General features: G+C 41.6%; 14 protein-coding genes and 3 pseudogenes. 5 read left to right on the forward strand and 12 right to left on the reverse strand.

Translation table 11 applies throughout. From position 1 onward, the window contains the following. Positions 1–101: 101 nt before the first annotated feature. The 8 genes and pseudogenes from ACN6KS_RS18940 to ACN6KS_RS18975 form a co-directional block, all read right to left on the reverse strand. The gene (locus ACN6KS_RS18940) at positions 102–1,157 is read right to left on the reverse strand and encodes an NAD(P)/FAD-dependent oxidoreductase (RefSeq protein ID WP_094869312.1); all 1,056 of its coding nucleotides are present in this window, start codon (positions 1,155–1,157) and stop codon (positions 102–104) included. Beyond that, a complete protein-coding gene (locus ACN6KS_RS18945; protein ID WP_256989749.1) occupies positions 1,158–2,162 on the reverse strand; it encodes an ABC transporter substrate-binding protein in 1,005 nt (334 codons plus the stop codon). Positions 2,163–2,276: 114 nt separating this feature from the next. After that, positions 2,277–3,893: an AraC family transcriptional regulator gene (locus ACN6KS_RS18950; protein WP_094876263.1), complete on the reverse strand. Its 1,617-nt coding sequence runs from the start codon at positions 3,891–3,893 to the stop codon at positions 2,277–2,279. A gap of 23 nt (positions 3,894–3,916) precedes the next feature. Then, a pseudogene (locus ACN6KS_RS18955) lies at positions 3,917–4,171 on the reverse strand (alpha/beta fold hydrolase); the annotation flags it as partial. Between the two features lie 457 nt (positions 4,172–4,628). After that, a pseudogene (locus ACN6KS_RS18960) lies at positions 4,629–5,009 on the reverse strand (malic enzyme-like NAD(P)-binding protein); the annotation flags it as partial. Continuing rightward, positions 5,008–5,523: pseudogene (locus ACN6KS_RS18965) on the reverse strand (FAD-dependent oxidoreductase); the annotation flags it as partial. The pseudogenes ACN6KS_RS18960 and ACN6KS_RS18965, both read right to left, overlap by 2 nt. A 182-nt stretch (positions 5,524–5,705) precedes the next feature. Then, a complete protein-coding gene (locus ACN6KS_RS18970) occupies positions 5,706–6,116 on the reverse strand; it encodes a DUF6855 family protein (RefSeq protein ID WP_094869311.1) in 411 nt (136 codons plus the stop codon). A 121-nt stretch (positions 6,117–6,237) separates the two neighbouring features. Next, positions 6,238–7,515 carry a hypothetical protein gene (locus ACN6KS_RS18975; protein ID WP_440960255.1) on the reverse strand — a complete coding sequence of 426 codons (1,278 nt, stop codon included), beginning with the start codon at positions 7,513–7,515 and terminating at the stop codon, positions 6,238–6,240. A gap of 269 nt (positions 7,516–7,784) precedes the next feature. Here ACN6KS_RS18975 and ACN6KS_RS18980 point away from each other — a divergent pair, with 269 nt between their 5' ends. Beyond that, entirely contained in the window at positions 7,785–8,258 is a 474-nt protein-coding gene (locus ACN6KS_RS18980) for a hypothetical protein (RefSeq protein WP_094869310.1), read from the forward strand. 329 nt (positions 8,259–8,587) lie between these two features. Here ACN6KS_RS18980 and hcp read toward each other — a convergent pair whose 3' ends face one another. The 3 genes from hcp to ACN6KS_RS18995 all read right to left on the reverse strand — a co-directional run bounded on the left by hcp (position 8,588) and on the right by ACN6KS_RS18995 (position 12,058). Continuing rightward, positions 8,588–9,880 (reverse strand): hydroxylamine reductase, encoded by a 1,293-nt coding sequence (hcp, locus tag ACN6KS_RS18985; protein ID WP_094869309.1) that lies wholly within the window; start codon positions 9,878–9,880, stop codon positions 8,588–8,590. Between the two features lie 93 nt (positions 9,881–9,973). After that, the gene (locus ACN6KS_RS18990; RefSeq protein WP_440960256.1) at positions 9,974–11,374 is read right to left on the reverse strand and encodes an MFS transporter; all 1,401 of its coding nucleotides are present in this window, start codon (positions 11,372–11,374) and stop codon (positions 9,974–9,976) included. A 243-nt stretch (positions 11,375–11,617) separates the two neighbouring features. Further along, complete coding sequence (locus ACN6KS_RS18995) at positions 11,618–12,058, reverse strand: SHOCT domain-containing protein (RefSeq protein ID WP_256990408.1); 441 nt, start codon at positions 12,056–12,058, stop codon at positions 11,618–11,620. 175 nt (positions 12,059–12,233) lie between these two features. Here ACN6KS_RS18995 and ACN6KS_RS19000 point away from each other — a divergent pair, with 175 nt between their 5' ends. Genes ACN6KS_RS19000 through ACN6KS_RS19015 form a run of 4 tightly spaced genes read left to right on the forward strand, consistent with a single transcriptional unit; the run spans position 12,234 to position 16,373 of the window. Then, positions 12,234–13,814: a spore germination protein gene (locus tag ACN6KS_RS19000; protein WP_440960257.1), complete on the forward strand. Its 1,581-nt coding sequence runs from the start codon at positions 12,234–12,236 to the stop codon at positions 13,812–13,814. Positions 13,815–13,819: 5 nt separating this feature from the next. Next, entirely contained in the window at positions 13,820–14,986 is a 1,167-nt protein-coding gene (locus tag ACN6KS_RS19005; protein WP_440960258.1) for a Ger(x)C family spore germination protein, read from the forward strand. A gap of 5 nt (positions 14,987–14,991) precedes the next feature. Next, positions 14,992–15,234, forward strand: a complete 243-nt coding sequence (locus ACN6KS_RS19010) for a hypothetical protein (protein ID WP_094869304.1) — start codon at positions 14,992–14,994, stop codon at positions 15,232–15,234. A 23-nt stretch (positions 15,235–15,257) separates the two neighbouring features. Then, positions 15,258–16,373 (forward strand): GerAB/ArcD/ProY family transporter, encoded by a 1,116-nt coding sequence (locus ACN6KS_RS19015; protein ID WP_094869303.1) that lies wholly within the window; start codon positions 15,258–15,260, stop codon positions 16,371–16,373. Positions 16,374–16,499: 126 nt separating this feature from the next. On the opposite strand, the gene ACN6KS_RS19020 is transcribed toward ACN6KS_RS19015, so the two are convergent. Then, complete coding sequence (locus tag ACN6KS_RS19020; protein ID WP_179281545.1) at positions 16,500–17,606, reverse strand: GerAB/ArcD/ProY family transporter; 1,107 nt, start codon at positions 17,604–17,606, stop codon at positions 16,500–16,502. Between the last annotated feature and the right edge of the window lie 23 nt (positions 17,607–17,629).

Raw genomic sequence — 17,629 nt, forward strand, 5'->3', positions numbered from 1 at the left:
CTTTCGGCTTCCAAAACCCTCATGACCAACTCCTGCAGGATAGACGTAAAAAAAGACGACTCGAACGTCGTCTTTTGGGATGTATTCATTTTCAACTCCTATTAGGACTGTATGACATTGAGGTTTCCACAAGCCTCGTTTCCAATGGCTTTGTTTTTCTCAAAAAAACGAGCGTTATGAGAAGAAACACCAGCCATATCTGAAGCTGACGGATCTAGATAAAGTTTGGCACTATTAACTGCTAACACAGCATCATTAAAGGCACCAGCAATTAAACGAACCTTACTGCCATAAGTAATAAAATCACCTGCTCCGAAAATCCCGGGGATACTGGTTCGCATCCGCTGATCAACAGACACACCATAATCTTCTTTGTCTAAGCCCCAGTTCAGTAAATCCCCAAAATCACGATCAAATCCATGACTCACGATCACTTCATCGACTTCAATTTGTTCTATTTCACCAGTCTCAGCGTGTTCAAGAGCTACAGTTCCAATGCGTTCACCTACGCCATATAAGCGAGAGATACTATACGGTGTCATGACCGTAGCGGATGTTTTCATTTGGGCTACAGGCAGCTCATGTGCAGTAAACTCATTTCGTCTATGTACCACAATGACTTGCTTCGCCAAACTCACAATTTCATTTGCCCAATCCACTGCGGAATCTCCTCCGCCAGAAATAAGAACACGTTGATCTTTAAATCTCGATAAATCTGTAACGGTGTAGTGGAGATTATTCAATTCATAACGGTTTGCACCTTCAATATCCAGCTTTTGAACTTGCGTCATTCCGCGACCAGCACATAGTAATATAGTACGTGTATAATGAAGTCCGCCTGTTTTGGATGTCAGAATAAATATATCATCCTGCCGCTCCATATGAGCAATTTCCTGTCCTAGTACAAGGGTTGGATCAAAAGTTCTAGCCTGCTTCTCTAAAGAATCTATTAAGCGTTCACAGCGTATTGGATCAACGCCGCCAACATCCCACACTAACTTTTCAGGATAGGTGCGCATGAATCCACCTAATTCCTCTTTGGCATCAATTAGTTTTGTACGCATGGCTCTCATACCACTATAAAAAGCTGCATACATGCCTGCGGGGCCACCACCAATGATCGTAATATCATAGATATCGAGTTGTTTTGCGTTCACTTAAGGCACCAACTTTTCTACGATATAGTCAATAAGCTTACTTGTTCCAATTGGACCTTTGGCTTGAATATAATCATTGGTACGTATTGGGAAGACATCATTATTTTTGACGGCTTTCAGGCTTTTCCACAGCGGATTTTTTTCTAATTCTGCTAATGATTCTGAGCTATCAAGATCCACCATACTTCTTGTTTCCAGGAAAATATAATCCGGTTTGATGTCCGGTAAAATCTCTAATGAAAACTGTGTGAACCACACATCGGAATCTTTAGTAACTTCAGGACTATTCAGCCCGAGCGTTTTATAAAAGAATTCACTAACATCGTCATCTGCTTTTGGACCTAAATAACGGTACCGGCTAGGTTCTACTCTAAGCACGAGTACGGTTTTATCGCCAATTGCCTGATGAATTTTTTCTTTGGCCTCACTCGCCTTCTGATCAAGAGCAGTTAACAGCTTGTCCGCTTCGGCTTCTTTATTAAAAAGTACTGCCAGCTCTTTCACCGCATCATGTACCCCTACACCTGCGTTTAGAGCGACTGTCGGCGCAATTTTTGACAACTCATCATACACCTTCGTATCCAAGCCTTCACCTGGCGTAATAATCATATCCGGTGATAAGCTGAGCAGTTGCTCGAGGTTGTATTCATATTGTGTTTGTGAGATCAGTTCAACTCCGTGTTGTTCCAAATAGGGTGTCCGATAATCAGGTTCAATCTCAGGAACGACTACACTCACCTGTGGGATAATGCCCATCTCGATTAAATCCTCTGCATAACTCGAACTCGTGACAAGAATGTTTATAGGATTAGCTGGGATGGTGACCTCTCCAAATATATCACTTACCACTCTTGTTTCTTTATCATCACTTACGTTTGTTTGATTATTACTTACTTTTTGCTCCGTGGAAGCTTCTTCTGGCTTATTTGCTGATTTGGAACATGCCGTTAAGACAAACACTAATAGCGTTATTCCTATCAACGTAAATATACGTTTTGACATCATCTATTCTCTCCCCTTGTATTGATAATAATTATCATTATCAAAGATTATCAAATAAGAAGATATCATTCCATAGGGAATGGTGCGAATTTAATTGGATTATTGTGCTCTACACTATTAATGGCTTATTAAGTTACTAACAATTTGATCAATTATAATCTTCTGCCCATTGACTCCACAACCATCTACCCAAAGACTTGTATCAATATAGGAAACGTGATTATTTTTGACTGCTTTTAAATTTCTCCACGGTTCGCTTTCCATAAGTTTATCCATATTTTCTTCAGCACTAAAATTCTCCATCACACGTTTCTCTACGAAAAGATAGTCAGGATTAGCCCTATACAATTGCTCTATCGAACAAGGATTAAACCATGCCTCGCCTGTCTTTAAAAACTCTGGAAGTGATAGTTCCAACTTCGTGTAGAGTAATTGAGAGACTCCGCTTGAGTTCCCTCCTAAATATCGATATCCGAAAGCTTCTACTCGTAACACCATTACTGTAGCACCGGATTGAACGATGGGCTGTAATTGTTGCCGTGCTTCGTTTATCTCATTTTCCATTTGAGTTTGGAGTTTTTCCGCTTCTTCCTTCATCTGAAATAAAGCGGCCAATTGACTAAGGAGAATATCTATATCCATAGTTAGACCTGTTATGATTGGAGCGATTGTGCGCATTTTCTTCTTAATATCTTCTGTTAAAAAATGTCCAATGATTAATTCTGGCTGCTCTTGTTGAATCAACTCTATATTCGTATCATATTGGGGCACTTCCAACAGTTTAACGTGATGCTTTTTAAATAGTTCTCGTTGATGTTGAGGTACTAGTAACGGTGTTACCATTACAGCATGCGGTATTATCCCTAATTCGATTAGAACTTCAGCACAGAGTGGTGAAATCGATAAAATATATCGTTGATGCAATTGTTGAGCATAATTTCTGGGTGACACACCTGCAAAGTGTTTGAAGCGACGACTAAAATAGTGCACATCTTCAAAACCAACCTTTTTAGCAATCTCTTGCGATTTCGCTGAAGTTAATAATATTTCTTCTTTCGCACGGTAGATCCTATAATTGGCCAAATAGTCTAATGGAGGCTTCCCACATTGCTCACTAAATTTCCGAGAATAATGCCACTGACTTATCCCTGCAATTTGCGCTAATTGCTCGCGTGTTATCATCTCACTATAATGTTCCTGGATATAGTCAATAGAACGAAGAATTCCTTTTTCTGTCGTCTCTTCATCACCCGATTGTTTTTGATATAAGTGTTTCAACAATCCATATAATAGATGCTGGTTTCTGACCATCGATTCGCTGACACTACTAGCCAAATTCTCATTCAAACTATCACTAATACTCGTCAAAAAACCGCCCGTCAACTGTATAATTTGATAGGTATTTCCAACGGGGACATGCCAATTGAATTTAGACACCTTACCTTCTGCAATGAACGGGGAATAGGTATCAAATTGAATTTGCCAACCTGCTAAATCCAGATTTCCTCCTTCTAAAACTTCAATAAATGAGTTTGGTTCAATAGCAATTAAATTGCCGAAAGAGACTTGAACACGATGCCCATTCATATTCCAAATCGCTTGACCATCCGTAATAATGATTAATGTATTTGAAGTAAAATAATGAATTGCTTCCACAGTGATCCATTTAGCTGGTATCGGTTGAGTGGACTCCCATTGAGCGATCCATCCAAGATCATTTGGTTGTGCTTTCAAATTCTCTCCCCCTATTCTCCTCTGTTCAACATCGGATTTTCAAAATATTCCTGATTCTTCGCAGCAAGCTTTTCAAGCAAAACTTCTGCGTATGCCAATTCCTTATAAGGCGTCAACGAGGATCATACAAGAAACAAGCTGTGGATAAAGACTTGCGAATAATCTTGCTACCAATCAGACAACTCCTCTACCCAGTCAAGTCATGTTCGGTGGACAGACGTTGCTTGGCTTTTACCGATATTTGTTCTATCGTAAGAAAATGTTGACGTTTCCTGCATTATGCGTTCTTGGACTTTGTTCCGTGTCTCACTGCAATCACCTAATCCTGCTATAAAAATCACACTTGATGTGCTTTTTTTTGAATATCTACAGTATAGCTTGCTGTTGTAAACTCACCACTGATTTTTTGATTGATTTTCTATTATACTATGGAATGACTTGGCTAATCTATTGGGTATGTTGTTTATTGTCATGGGGCATCACCTTCTTGTCTTTTAGAACTTTTTGTTGTGTATCGAGTTTTTCATTCCCTTCAAAAAAAAGAAAAAACCCTTATATGACAGCTAAGGGTTTGAATCACTTCTTCACTTAGTTTAATAATAAGAGGCATTAACTCAGAGCGCTTATGGCTATTCTTTCTCCCCGGCCTAAACGATCAATATCCATAACCACTAATCCATCGCAGACATCAGTCCGAACCGGACGTATTGTCTCTATTTGAATGGATGTCCAGCTTTAATTGTTTTCCATTAACGCGCCTATTCTTGCCACACCACTCTTGAGCACCGCACGAATAACCGCTTCCCGGATACGCTCCACTACTCGTGGATCAAACGCATTCGGCATAATATAAGTTTCATGAAGATCGCTGACGTCAATCACCGAAGAAATCGCCTCAGCAGCAGCCAGTTTCATATCTTCATTGATTTCAGTGGCGCCACAGTCAAGGGCTCCACGAAAAATACCGGGAAAACAGAGAACATTATTGATCTGGTTAGGAAAATCGGAGCGCCCTGTCGCCATAACCTTGACGTAAGGCCCCGCAATTTCAGGATCAATCTCCGGAGTAGGATTGGCCATGGCAAATACAATCGGATCAGCAGCCATTCTTTTTAGAATCCAGCCAATTAATCGCACTTGCGGAATGGTCTACGAAGAAATGAAGCATCTCTTTATCGTTCGTATCGTGGCCACCTTTTAAGGACTCTTCATAAAACAGATCATTGCTGTCTTCAATGCCTTGCTCTTTTTGGAATTTCGTTTCAGAAGCGTTCATTCCCGAAGATGATTTTGTTGTATTCCCGCCGGCAACCGGCATTTTTTCAAAAATAACCGGGTTCATCCCTTTTGCTCTCGCCTCAAGTGCAGCAGACATTCCGGCACCGCCTGCACCGATAATGATGATGTCATATTTATCTTTTAGTTGATCGTACGGTGTATAGCTAGCTTTGGATGCTCCCGAAACGGCTTCAATTTCCTTTGTCTCGTTGATCTTGCTGGTGTTCTTGCTGGTGTTCTTGTTCCCGTTTCCGTTGCTGCTGTTGCTGTTGCTGTTGCTGTTGCCACATCCTGTGATAACAAGCATAACTGAGAGAACGAGAATAAGAGCAGTGGTTACTTTTTTATTCATGTTATAGCTTTGCCACCTTGTGAATAATTTTTACAATCAGCTTAACGGCAAAGACCCTGCCCTTGAAAGTTTATGTAATTAAAAAAAACGTTTTGTAACTAAAGTAATCACTGCAATGTGTATGAAAGACCACCGGTTAGGGCATGGCTCAAAAAAAGAAGAGCCTTTAGGCTCTCCTTCGTTTACAAGATCGCTTTCATCCGATTGTTTCTTGGATTATGTTCTACTTCCGCAAGACCCAATTCTTCGAGCAATGGTGGGATATACATTCCAAATCGCCCCCGAAGTCCCTTCTTTAATCCATACCAACCGCCAACAGGGTTTTCAGGTGAACGCCCCCATGCTTCAACGGTACCTTCTTTTGCTGGTTTTTGCTCATCAGCACTTCCTAACTCCATCCAATCACCATTTTGTATAAGCATGGCGTGCAGATCTTCAATACAGCGGTAGTCATAATGCAAAACCGTTTTCCCTACAATGCAAACTATAATTTCTTTACCGTCTTTTTCGACCTTGTACATTTCATACTCGGATGTTTGCGGTGGTGTCTTTAATTTCCAAGGATTTTCCTTGGTTCCTGTAGTTGTCGACATATTTTCAACTCCCAAAGTAACTCACAAAATTAGTAAGTTGTAATCATTTTATTAGTTTGCATCACCTTACTATACTTCATTACCTTTATTCGTCCTACTCAGTATAAGGAAGCTGGCACTATCATTCCAAACTACTCATCTCCACCACATCTCCACTAGTGGCCTTCACAGCATAATTACAATCTAACTTCCCGCACAGCACATACTTCTTCTGCCCAGGATCATACACATAGACTGGCGTTAATTCGAGCCATCCCTTGAGCTTGTCATAAGCTTCGTCATGACTTACAGCAATTTTCTCTTCGCTCTTGAACTCATCAAACATATCGAGCATTGGTTTGTTATCCATATAATTTATAACCTTATAATTCTGCACATCGATGAACAGGAGGATCTTACGCTGGAATATACGATTACTTGGCGCCTTCATCCTCAGTGTTGCCTGAATATGTCCTCTTTCCCGTTGTAAAGTCTTCAATATCCATTCTCCGGATTCATCCGGATAGAGCTGGCTTAAACCAGCTTCGACTGCGGCTATACATACGGCTTGTTCTGCGTCTGTGATAGGAAGTGAGTCCGGATGCGGTTCGCGAGCTATTGCCTGCTCAATGGTAACTACCTCAGGTAGACGTTTCTCCGCCCTTTCGAAAGGCTCCAGCTCCGTATTCTGTTGCTCCCAATGCATTACCTGATCTATATTCAATCGTGCTCTCGTACCTGATATAAACTCAAATGGGATGGTGGTTGTTCCGTCATTTGTAATGTAGATCTCTTCTATCCCATAGATCAGCAGGAGTTGCTTCGTCTCGTACACCGGATATTCTATAAGTTGTAGTTGTTTCCTCGCCTGGGGCTCTATCGTTTGAAGTGTGAGGATATAGTTCTCTTTGTGCATAATGGAGCTGGAAGGAAACTGGCCATATACACTGTAAAAAACAAGCCTGCCTTCCGCATCGAAGCGAAGCTCGATCCGTCCACCAGGAGTGACTGGTATGCTACCTATTTTTTCAATAAAATGATATTCTCCAATCTGTTCCTTCTCTAAGTGGAATTGTTTACCGTATACCACCCTTGCCTCAGCTTCAATCCACCGGATGACTCCGTTAAAATCTATATTTTGGAATGGTGTCCCCTCCGCATAAGATTTCCCGCCAACAAAAATCACACTTTTATAGTTGCGGGATTGTAGGTCAATCGTGATGACGGCAGTTCCTTCCGGATTGTAATCGCCCTTCCATTCCTTAATATGAGCAGGAAACCATTCCATACTAAGAAAATAGTTGGTTTCTCCCAGCATCATAACGTCGCGATAAATTTCATGAGAGTGTAAGTAGTAGTTGTCCAATCCATATTTTTGCTGTGTGGCATCAAGCAGTTCTTTGATCCGAATATCCATCATAGTGCACCCCATAAAATTGATGCTTACATCATACCATTACATAGTGTTGATTACGAAACGCAGCAGCGTATATTAGAGTCGATTGTTACTTATTAAATAGTAGAATCTTCTGAATATTCTACAAGCTTATGCAATGGGCTTTGCTGATGTTCAGAAAATGATCAGTAACTTGGGTTTTAATAATGCAGAGGGTAATAAAATTTTGCACAGCCTTAAACAGAATTCTATACGTGAATAATGACCAAATATTTAAATGGAGGTAAATCATCATGTATGACATCATCGATGGAAATGCGGAATTAATACAATTTTTCCCACTTCCAGCGCATCTTTATGGTAAGGATATTGCTTGTATTGTAACTGTTGCTTATGCGGAAGAGCAGGGACCAAATTTAACGGGCCTCATAAATGCTCTATACTCCAAGGGATATACAAACCTTGATCATCTACTAAATTCCACATGGAATAAACTATACCAAGTTCCGAGGCTGGGACACAAAAGACTGATACTTCTGCTTCGTTTACTAGAACGAATTTCTGCAGATCCCAAGACCATAGAAAACCATGCCATTGTCCCTCGTGTTACAATGCAGAGTAAAAAGGAAATAAAAGAATTAACTTTAAAGAGGATTATAAAGAAGTATAACGAATCATCTGTGGAGGTATTAAGTGAAGCTACCGAAAAAGAAGCTCGTTTAAAGAAAATTAAAGATAGACTCCGTGAAATGGGGATGATCATATAATAAAACCCTGCCTGTATAATGAAGTGCACTCTTTCAATTCATTCAGTAATCACGCGATGCATCGAACCAGCGTTGAGCCGTCTCCTCTGTTATAGGCTCGCCAATCAGATGATCTTCACTCCCTCATTTTTAAAAAAGAGGGTGTCCCTCCGTCATTTTATGGCTTTTGGGACACCCTCTGTTGAATTATTTCACGCCGTCACATAGGGTACGATTCACTGCGTTATCTGAAACGGCAAGTTATCAAAAATATAGTTTTATTTGCGTTAGTGTTGTATCACTTATCTTGATTACAAGCGCCTGCGGCCAATGTCTCTAACATGATTAACCTACGACAACGCCAACATCGCGTTCATATCTTCCTCAGCTGTAGTAATCAGCTTTAATCCGAAAAGCTCTACCAACACATCCAGCACACCAGGCGAGATAAACTCCGGCGGCTTCGGCCCAATACGAATGTCCTGAATGCCAAGGCTGAACAAGCCCAACAGAATAGCTACTGCTTTTTGCTCAAACCAAGACAGTACAATACTCACAGGTAGCTCATTCACCGAGCAGTCAAATGCTTCAGCCAAAGCCAACGCAATTTTCACCGTAGAGCCGGAATTATTACATTGCCCAAGATCTATATACCGCGGAATGCCAGTGTCTCCAACAGTGCCATAATCGACATCATTAAAACGGAACTTCCCGCATGAAGTAGTTAAAATAACGGTTTCGTTCGGTAAGGAAGTTGCCAACTCGCGATAGTAATTCCCATCTTTACCTGGTGCATCACAGCCTGCAATAACGAAGAACCGGCGGATATGCCCGTCTTTGACAGCTTGAATAATCTCAGGTGCCAGCCCGATTACCGTTTCATGATGGTATCCTGTCGTGAGTACAAGATCTGAATCTACATCTGCCGCAGGTAATGACAACGCCCGGTTAATTAATGGGGAGAAGTCGTCATTTGTAATTTTCGCTACCCCTTCCAGCCCTGCGACTTCATAGGAGAAAAAGCGGTCTGCATACGTACCCTTAATCGGCATCACACAGTTTGTAGTTGCAAGAATCGCACCTGGAAACTGCTCGAAAAGTCTGCGTTGATCGTACCAAGCTTTGCCGATGTTTCCTCTCAGATGTTTATACTTCTTTAGCGCAGGATAGCCATGAGCAGGTAACATTTCCGAGTGAGTATAGATGTTGATGCCCTTTCCTTCCGTCTGCCGCAACAATTCCTCCAGCGCATACAAATTATGCCCTGTCACTACAATACATTGACCTTCTATTTTGTTCTGACTAACTGTAATTGGCTGCGGAATGCCAAAGCGATCCGTATGTGCGCGATCCAGTACATCCATGATCCGAACCGCCGCATCACCGACCTTCATTGCCATCTCCAAATGCTCCTGCGTATTAAAATTGGAATTGGTCAAGGTCATATACAACGCTTCGTGGGTAATACGATCGACCTCGGGGTCACTATATCCTAGCTGCCGAGCATGAGTCGCATAGGCTGCAATTCCTTTTAAGGCAAAAATCATCGTATCCTGCAAACTAGCAATGGTTTCATTTTTGCCGCATACTCCAACAACGGTGCAGCCGCCAGTCGGTGTCTGTTCACATTGGTAACAAAACATATCGTTATCCTCCATATTTCAGATAGTCTTTCGATACTCTCAACGTAACAGAACACCCTACCTTGAGTTGTGATTACACACACATTTTTCACATCAAGAAGATTGAATTGTCCGTCTATGGATCACAACCATCATTATAATAACGCTTATACAAATGAAAATATTAATGCCAAAAACCATTTTGATCGCCTGAAGTTGACTCTCTTGCCCGATCTGTCCACTCACCATCCCAAGTCCAAGCGCAGAGCCAAACACCATACCCGCATTTCGTGTTAAGGCAATGATTCCTCCAATGGAACCTACGTGTTCCTTAGGCGTCTGCTGCATAATATAGCTATTATTCGGAGAAGCAATAAGTCCCATCCCAAGTCCAATAAGACATAGAATTGCAGCGATTCCAGAGACCGGGATATTCTCTAAAAATAATAGCAACAGTACGAACCCGCTTCCCATGCAGCTTAGCCCCATTAGCATCAATCGATGAGAGCCATAACGATCGGACCAGTAACCAGCAAGAGGACCTGCAAAGGCTAATGCAATGGGATAAGCAGCCATCATGTAACCGGTAGTAGAGGACGAAAACTGAACCGTTGCTCCCATCAAAAAGAATGGAATAAGGACAAGTAACGTATTAGAAAGAATAAAAGAGGCATTGCTCACGATCAACCCAACCGATACAGCAGGAATTCTTAGCGCCCGAAGAGGTAGAAAAGGTGTCTTTTGCCTCCGTTCCCATAATAGAAACGTGACCAACAGCAGGATAACCCCCATCAAACTCGCCATCGTCTGCGCAGACACCCATCCCCACTTGCTCCCATTTGTAATTACGAGAAGAAGCAAGGTGATCCATGCCATGAACAAGCCCGTCCCCACGATGCTGACAGTTCCCAACTTACGATCTTGCACGCGGCCCGGAATGTACCGGTAAGCCATAATTGTAGCCACAATCGCCACAGGAACATGGATCAAAAATAGCCACTGCCAGCTGAGCCACTCCGCAATCAACCCTCCCGCAATAGGGCCAGTCATCCCGCCCAGTGCGACAGCCGTACTCAGAATTCCGAGTGCATGTCCTCTCTTCTCTTTCGGCATATGGATGGTGATGAGCGCAATATTCGTTGCTTGGAACATCGCAGCACCTATGCCCTGCACAACTCTAAGCGTAAGTAATATTGGCAGATTAGGTGAAAAAGCGACCAAGATCGAACCAACTGTAAAAATCACAAATCCGAGATTATGAATGCGGCGAAACCCATAACGATCACCCAATTTCCCCATCACAGGGAGAAGCACAGTAATCACTAGTAGGTACCCTGTTGTGATCCACAACCCCTTCGCAAGCTCTGTCTGAAAATGATTAATAAAAAAAGGAAGCGATACATTCATAATTCCGGCTGTAAAATGGGAAATAAAAGCTCCCATACAAATAGCCGCCATCATACCCAATCGCCGCCTGCGGGTGTCCGTTAGCTCTTTATTTTTTGCAACATTCATGCTGATCCCGTCCCCACTCATATTTGTCTAAGAATACTAACAATTATAAGTAGATCCATTGCCAGGACCAATCCCATAAAGATGGGATAAAGAGAGGGCTGTCTTTTAAGTCCTAAAAAGACAGCGAAGCAGCTTATTCTCCGTAATTGGAGAACAAGCTGCTTCGTATTTTGTGTCGTGAAGGCTACATCATCTATGGAAGTTATTTAATCAAACGTAGTCTGTGGACGAAAAAAGTCTATTTTATAATCCAAGGATTTGCTTTTTCTTGGCTTCAAATTCTTCTGGAGTTATGATACCGGAATCCTTAAGTTCTGCTAACTGTCTCAAATCATCGATCGACCCAACAGGAGCTGGAGGATTAGGGCGATTGTGTTTTTCTGATTTATATACTGCTATGTAATCACGGATTTTTTCGGCGATTTTCATTTTTCCCGGTTGAATAAGAACAACGTTAGCACTCGCTCCTTTCAAATTATCCTTTTTGGATGTTTGAAGGCTGGATGTAATTACTTGTAAATAAGGGACTTTTAAAAAGGGCTTAACTATACTGATCGTAATAACGGAATCCAAGGGAATCGTTTGAGTTTGTCCTCCCAATTTCTGAACATTACTAGGCTTAATTACTAGGTAATCCTCGTATAGTTCAAGAGATGATGTACCGCCGCTGATTTCGTGTATCATATTATCCACCTCATTCATAAGATATCCCTATCTTATCATATATTTACAGTCCGCTTCTATATTTATCCTCTGCTTCAAATTTCATAGATTCAGTCACTGAATCCCCACTGAATAAATTCCTAAATCAGGGAGAAAATAAAAATCACTTAACATCTAATTTATTAAGGAGAACTGCATGCGGAAATTTTTCAGCCCCAAGATTCCTCCGGCAAATCCAAAGCTGCATCCACAAACAGAAACCAAAAATGAGTGTTCAAACAAGGATCCTATATCCCCTGCCATATCTGAATCTCTCGAGGACAATTTGCAGATTATTAGCAATTGTTTTGCCAATTGTTCAGATCTAAAGATTATCCCTTGGAATTATGGCCCTGATCTTAGGTATCAAGCCTTGGCAATCTACTTTAATACACTTACCAAGTCTGACCCTACAAATCATTTTAAAGATACTTTGCAAAATCTAGTTCCGCATGAGCTAGGTCCCGCCTCAGATGTAAATGTTCACGATGTCATCTCTTTCTTTGAACAAAATGGGGTTACCTCCCCACTCCTTGAATTGATGGACAATATCAATCAGGTCGTTAAGGGAATTCTTGACGGAAAGGTTGTCATTCTCTTTGATGGCTGGCAGAAAGCAGTCGCATATTATGCCCTTGATGTTGAGCAGCGTCAAACCTCGGAGCCTATTACTGAGCCAACCGTACAGGGTCCACACATCAGCTTTATAGAAAGCTTGGAGCGTAATATCGGTGTTATTCGTAGCTTACTAAAGACTACTAATCTTAAGTTTGAGTTCTTCACTTCCGGTAAGCAGGTTCAAAGAACGTTGTCCTTTGGTTACCTGGATGGAGTAGTGAAACCAGAAACGTTACAACAATTCAAGCAACGTATAGCTGATATCGAAAAGGAAGAGATTATTGACGTATCCTATCTCGAAGAGTGGATCGGGGATTCTCTCTACTCTCCCTTCCCACAAGTCCGCTACACAGAACGACCAGATACAGCTATAACCGCTCTACTTGACGGGAAAATTATTGCTATGGTAAACGGAAGTCCTTCCATATTGATCTGTCCTGGAAATTTCATGGAATTTTTTACGAATAGCGAGGATTATTACTACCGAACCATTTTTTCATCTTTAATACGGTTGATTAGAGTGGCTGCCTTCATCATCGCGCTGTTGTTGCCTAGCACCTATATCGCGTTATCTAACTTCCATTCCGAACTAATTCCCACTGTTTTGCTACTTGCCATTCTTAACACGCGCGAAGGCATCCCCTTTCCTGCCTTGATTGAGGCATTAATCATGGAATTTTTCTTTGAGCTATTAAGAGAAGCGGGCATACGCTTACCTAGGCCGATCGGGTCAGCCGTCAGCATCGTTGGTGCATTGGTCATAGGACAAGCAGCTATACAATCGCAAATTGCCTCTCCGGTTATGGTCATTGTGGTCGCCTTAACAGGTATTGCCTCTTTTGCGCTCCCTCAATACAATATGGCCATTGCACTGCGGATCTTGCGGTTTCCATTAATGATTCTTGCGGCAACGTTCGGAGGGCTTGGGATCATGGTTGGTTTTATACTGATTTATCTCCATCTGACTACCTTACGCTCTTTAGGTGAGCCGTATTTAGACTCGTTGGCGCCACTTGACCTTAAAAAAGTACGTTTTTCAATTTTCGTACTTCCGAGAAAGCTACTGCTTCATTCACCTCGTAGTCGTCATTTATATAAAAAGACTTCAGGAAGGAAGTAGATATAGTGAAACGACTTACTACCTTGCTAATCTGCCTTCTTGTTCTCAGCCTAACTAGCGGATGCTGGGATAATAAAGAACTTGACGAGTATGGGTATGTACAAGCAGTAGCCATTGACCAAGGGGAAGATGATCGCTTTGTGATAACGACTCATTTCTATAATCCTTCCACCAAAATTGAAATGGGGCAGTCAGGGAATCCAGCGTCCAAGGGGATTAATATTTCAACGAGTGGAGAAACCTTTTTTGAAGCCATACGAGAGATCCCTGCAAAATTCGGCCGAAAAGCCAAATGGGATCATATGCGTGTCATTTTAATCGGTGAACAATTAGCTAAAAACCTGAACATAAGGGAAGTGCTTGATTTTTTCTCTAGGGATCAAGAGCCACGTGGTACCGTTCTTCCCCTCATTGCTGAACAAGCCGCGGCGCCTTTTTTAGATGTAAGTCCGTTTATTGAACAAACCATTGGTCAACAGTATAAGAGAATGGAAACAAGTGGTGCCCTATATGCCGCAAAAACTTCCAAAATCCCTCTTTATGAGCTGGCTATTCAAATGTGCAGTCCCTCCAACACTTCTGTTCTACCATACCTGCATAAGACCCGTGTAGATAATAAAGCAATAATATCAGGACTAGCGTTAATACAAGACGGGAAAATGGTAGAACTTCTGAAGGAGAAAGATACTGAGGCGTTCATGATGCTAATGGACAGATATATTTATGGAGTCTTAGAATTTCCTTGCACGAATGAGACCGAAAATGCGCTACGAAAAAAGGAATCTCTTGAAGTGCTCACCTTCAACAGTAAGCTTACTCCAACCGTAAGCAATGGCTCTGTTTCCGTCGGTGTAAAAATTGCTATTGAAGGTACAATCGGAGAGTTACGCTGTTCACACTTAAAAACTGTTAAAGACATGAAGCAATTTGAACAGCGAATTGTAGCTCAGGTTGAACAGCAGGTGAAACATACTACCGATTTTTTTAAAACAATAAAAGTAGATGCACTTGGAATTGGTAATCAGATCTATCGAAGAAATCCGCAGCAGTGGAAACAATTGGGGCCTGTATGGAAGGAAAAGCTTGCTCAGACTGAATTCGATATCCATGTTGAAGTCAAAGTGCTAAGCACTGGTATGAATTCAGGTACAATATTCGGGACAAAGGAGTAGTGGCTATGCTGGGACAAATTATCTGTGTACTGATATTAGCTTCCGCTATGCTAGCCCATGACATCCCAAAGTTTAGACAGGCCTCCGTTCGTGATCGAGTGGTTTATGGAGTCCTTCTGCTGCCGGTTCTTTATCTCGGGTTTATCTTCATAGCAGCAAAACCGTGGCCTAATTTGGACTCGCTCTTCAATCTACTTACGGGTCCAGCTGAACACATCGTCCATTGGATCAATCCGGCTATTTCATAAGCGTATAGAAAGAGGAGGAACGTATGAATAAGCAAGAACGTGTTAGCTCTATCCAAATGTCCATGCTGTTTCTCTTCTTTATGACAGGTTCTTCAATCGTCATCGTCCCTGCTTCACTAACTAATTTTGCTGGCAATGGAGCCTGGATTTCTCTCATCATTGCCTCGGCCATAGGAATGCTTCTGCTAACCGGTATTCTCTATTTAAATAGACGAGCGCCGGAGCTATCACTTGTGGAACAAAGCCGCGCTGTGCTTGGAAACGGACTGACTCTCGTTCTATTACTTCCTTTCACATGTGTTTTGTTTTGGAATGTCGCAGGAATTGTCATTGAGATTGGTACCTTTTTCAAAAGTACGATGTTAAAAGAAACGCCTACTTATGCGGTAAATACGATGTTTTTTATAACGATTGCCATGACGGCACTCGCTGGCATCGAAGTAATTGCCCGTATGGCCGCAGTCTTAATGTCTCTAATGTTCGGATTTATTATCTTGGTCTGGATTCTCGTAGCAGGTTTGTATCATCCCGAATACCTGCTGCCCATCATGCCTGATGGAGTTAGACCTATCCTAAGTGCTGCATATGTAGTCTATGGCTTTCCCTATTCCGAGCTAATCGTTTTTTCCATAATTTTACCTTTTGTGCATAAAGAAGATAAATCAAAGCTAGGAAAACAAATGTATCTGGCACTCATCATAAATGCCCTGACGTTAATTACTTCTGTCATTAGCAGTATTATGGTACTGGGACCCCTGTCCGGCAGCTTAAAATATTCATTGTACCAGTTGGCGAGGTTAATTTATTTTCAGGAAACGATAGAGCGGGTCGAGTCCGTGATCGGTTTTTCATTGATTATTGGCTTCTATTTCAAGGCTTCAATCCTGCTGCTTATTCTTATTAAAGTCATGAAGGAGCTTCTGAGATTAGAAAATGAAAAACTGATTGTCTTCCCGCTTGCTTTTATTTGCCTTCTGCTGTCTGTGACAACTTACACACAAGAATCTGAGCTTACAGAAATCGTGAACACTACTTGGCCCTTGATCACTAATTTGGCTTACATCCTGCCGTTCCTTCTGATTCTGTTGGTCACATTTATTCGATTCCACATGAAGAAGCATAAAAATCAACAGTTTTGATCCAATTTTTAATCAAGGTCATCGATTACACTGAAATTGAACTTGGAGCCTTTCTTTTCAAGCTTGAAGAGCATACGCGCAATATTCGTTTGATCTTTATAGAATCTTTCAGCATAATATAGCTCCTTATTTCGCAGATTTTAGGTTCCTCTTCTCTTGAAACCAGCCCATCACTAGAAGTATGAGTGGAATGATAAACAACATCGGAATCTGGAGATAGTACTGAGTGATACGCATATCTATATAGATAAATTCTACATTATTGCCAGCTATCGCAAGGGAGCAAATGAACATCACCATACTTACAGGGATAATTAATTTGCGATAGGATGGAATTCCGAACAAGGTTGCCGTACCTAATAGCGTCACATATAAGAAAATGCCGAGCCGAAAAAAACCTCCCACAATGGCCGTGACGAGAAACAATGCATCAAGGCGTTCCAGAAAAGCACGACCTTCAATTAACTGCGAGGTAGTCAGCAATGGATATTGTGTTCTTGTAAATAGATCTGCCCCGAGGACAGACACATTTAAAAGGGTAACAAACGCAATAAAACATCCGCTGATCAATAAGCCTGTGATCACTGTTTTCTTTATTTTGCGTGGCTTATTTACATAGGGAAACAACATCAAGAACACAATAATCTCACCAAAAGGAAATGCAACGGTGCCGGGAATCGATTGCTTCAGCACGGTTAACCATCCCTCTTCAAGCACAGGTCTTACATTTTGAAGATTTACATTCCCTGACGTAAGAATCAAAGTTAAAACGGTAATAGAAACGAGAAATAACACCGCAAAAAAAAGCTCCGCAGTCCTCGACAATACCTCTATCCCTTTTCCAACGACATACATAACCGTGAACAGCATCAAAGCAATAATTACGAGAAAGGGTGTCTGCATAAACACAAAGGATACAGCCATTGAAGCAAAATCACGGACTACAAAGCTCCCATTAAACAAAAAATAAACGACATATAACAAGGCGACGAGACGTCCCACTACAGGTCCTAATATCTTTTTTGCATACTCCGTGAGCGGAAGATCCGGATAAAATAGTGACAATCGATGATAGATCAGAAATAAACAAATGCCCCCGAGCATCCCTAGGATTGCGGTAATCCATGCATCTTGTTTGGCTTCCACACCAAATCCGGAGATAATCGCACTCACGATTTCAAAAATTAATACAAGGATAAGCAGTTGACGGGGACTGATCTTTGCTTTTTCCAATATCCTCCCTCCTCTCTATAAAA

Origin of the sequence: Paenibacillus nitricinens (genome assembly GCF_052056485.1) — a bacterium.
Classification (GTDB): Bacteria; Bacillota; Bacilli; order Paenibacillales; family Paenibacillaceae; genus Paenibacillus_AQ; species Paenibacillus_AQ nitricinens.

Bases quoted from the DNA above. Each gene is read 5' to 3' on its own strand.
- ACN6KS_RS18990 (WP_440960256.1), bottom strand. From the start codon at position 11,374: ATGAATGTTGCAAAAAATAAAGAGCTAACGGACACCCGCAGGCGGCGA.
- ACN6KS_RS18945 (WP_256989749.1), bottom strand. From the start codon at position 2,162: ATGATGTCAAAACGTATATTTACGTTGATAGGAATAACGCTATTAGTG.
- ACN6KS_RS18980 (WP_094869310.1), top strand. From the start codon at position 7,785: ATGTATGACATCATCGATGGAAATGCGGAATTAATACAATTTTTCCCA.
- ACN6KS_RS18995 (WP_256990408.1), bottom strand. From the start codon at position 12,058: ATGATACACGAAATCAGCGGCGGTACATCATCTCTTGAACTATACGAG.
- ACN6KS_RS18975 (WP_440960255.1), bottom strand. From the start codon at position 7,515: ATGATGGATATTCGGATCAAAGAACTGCTTGATGCCACACAGCAAAAA.
- hcp (WP_094869309.1), bottom strand. From the start codon at position 9,880: ATGTTTTGTTACCAATGTGAACAGACACCGACTGGCGGCTGCACCGTT.
- ACN6KS_RS19010 (WP_094869304.1), top strand. From the start codon at position 14,992: ATGCTGGGACAAATTATCTGTGTACTGATATTAGCTTCCGCTATGCTA.
- ACN6KS_RS19015 (WP_094869303.1), top strand. From the start codon at position 15,258: ATGAATAAGCAAGAACGTGTTAGCTCTATCCAAATGTCCATGCTGTTT.
- ACN6KS_RS19000 (WP_440960257.1), top strand. From the start codon at position 12,234: ATGCGGAAATTTTTCAGCCCCAAGATTCCTCCGGCAAATCCAAAGCTG.
- ACN6KS_RS18970 (WP_094869311.1), bottom strand. From the start codon at position 6,116: ATGTCGACAACTACAGGAACCAAGGAAAATCCTTGGAAATTAAAGACA.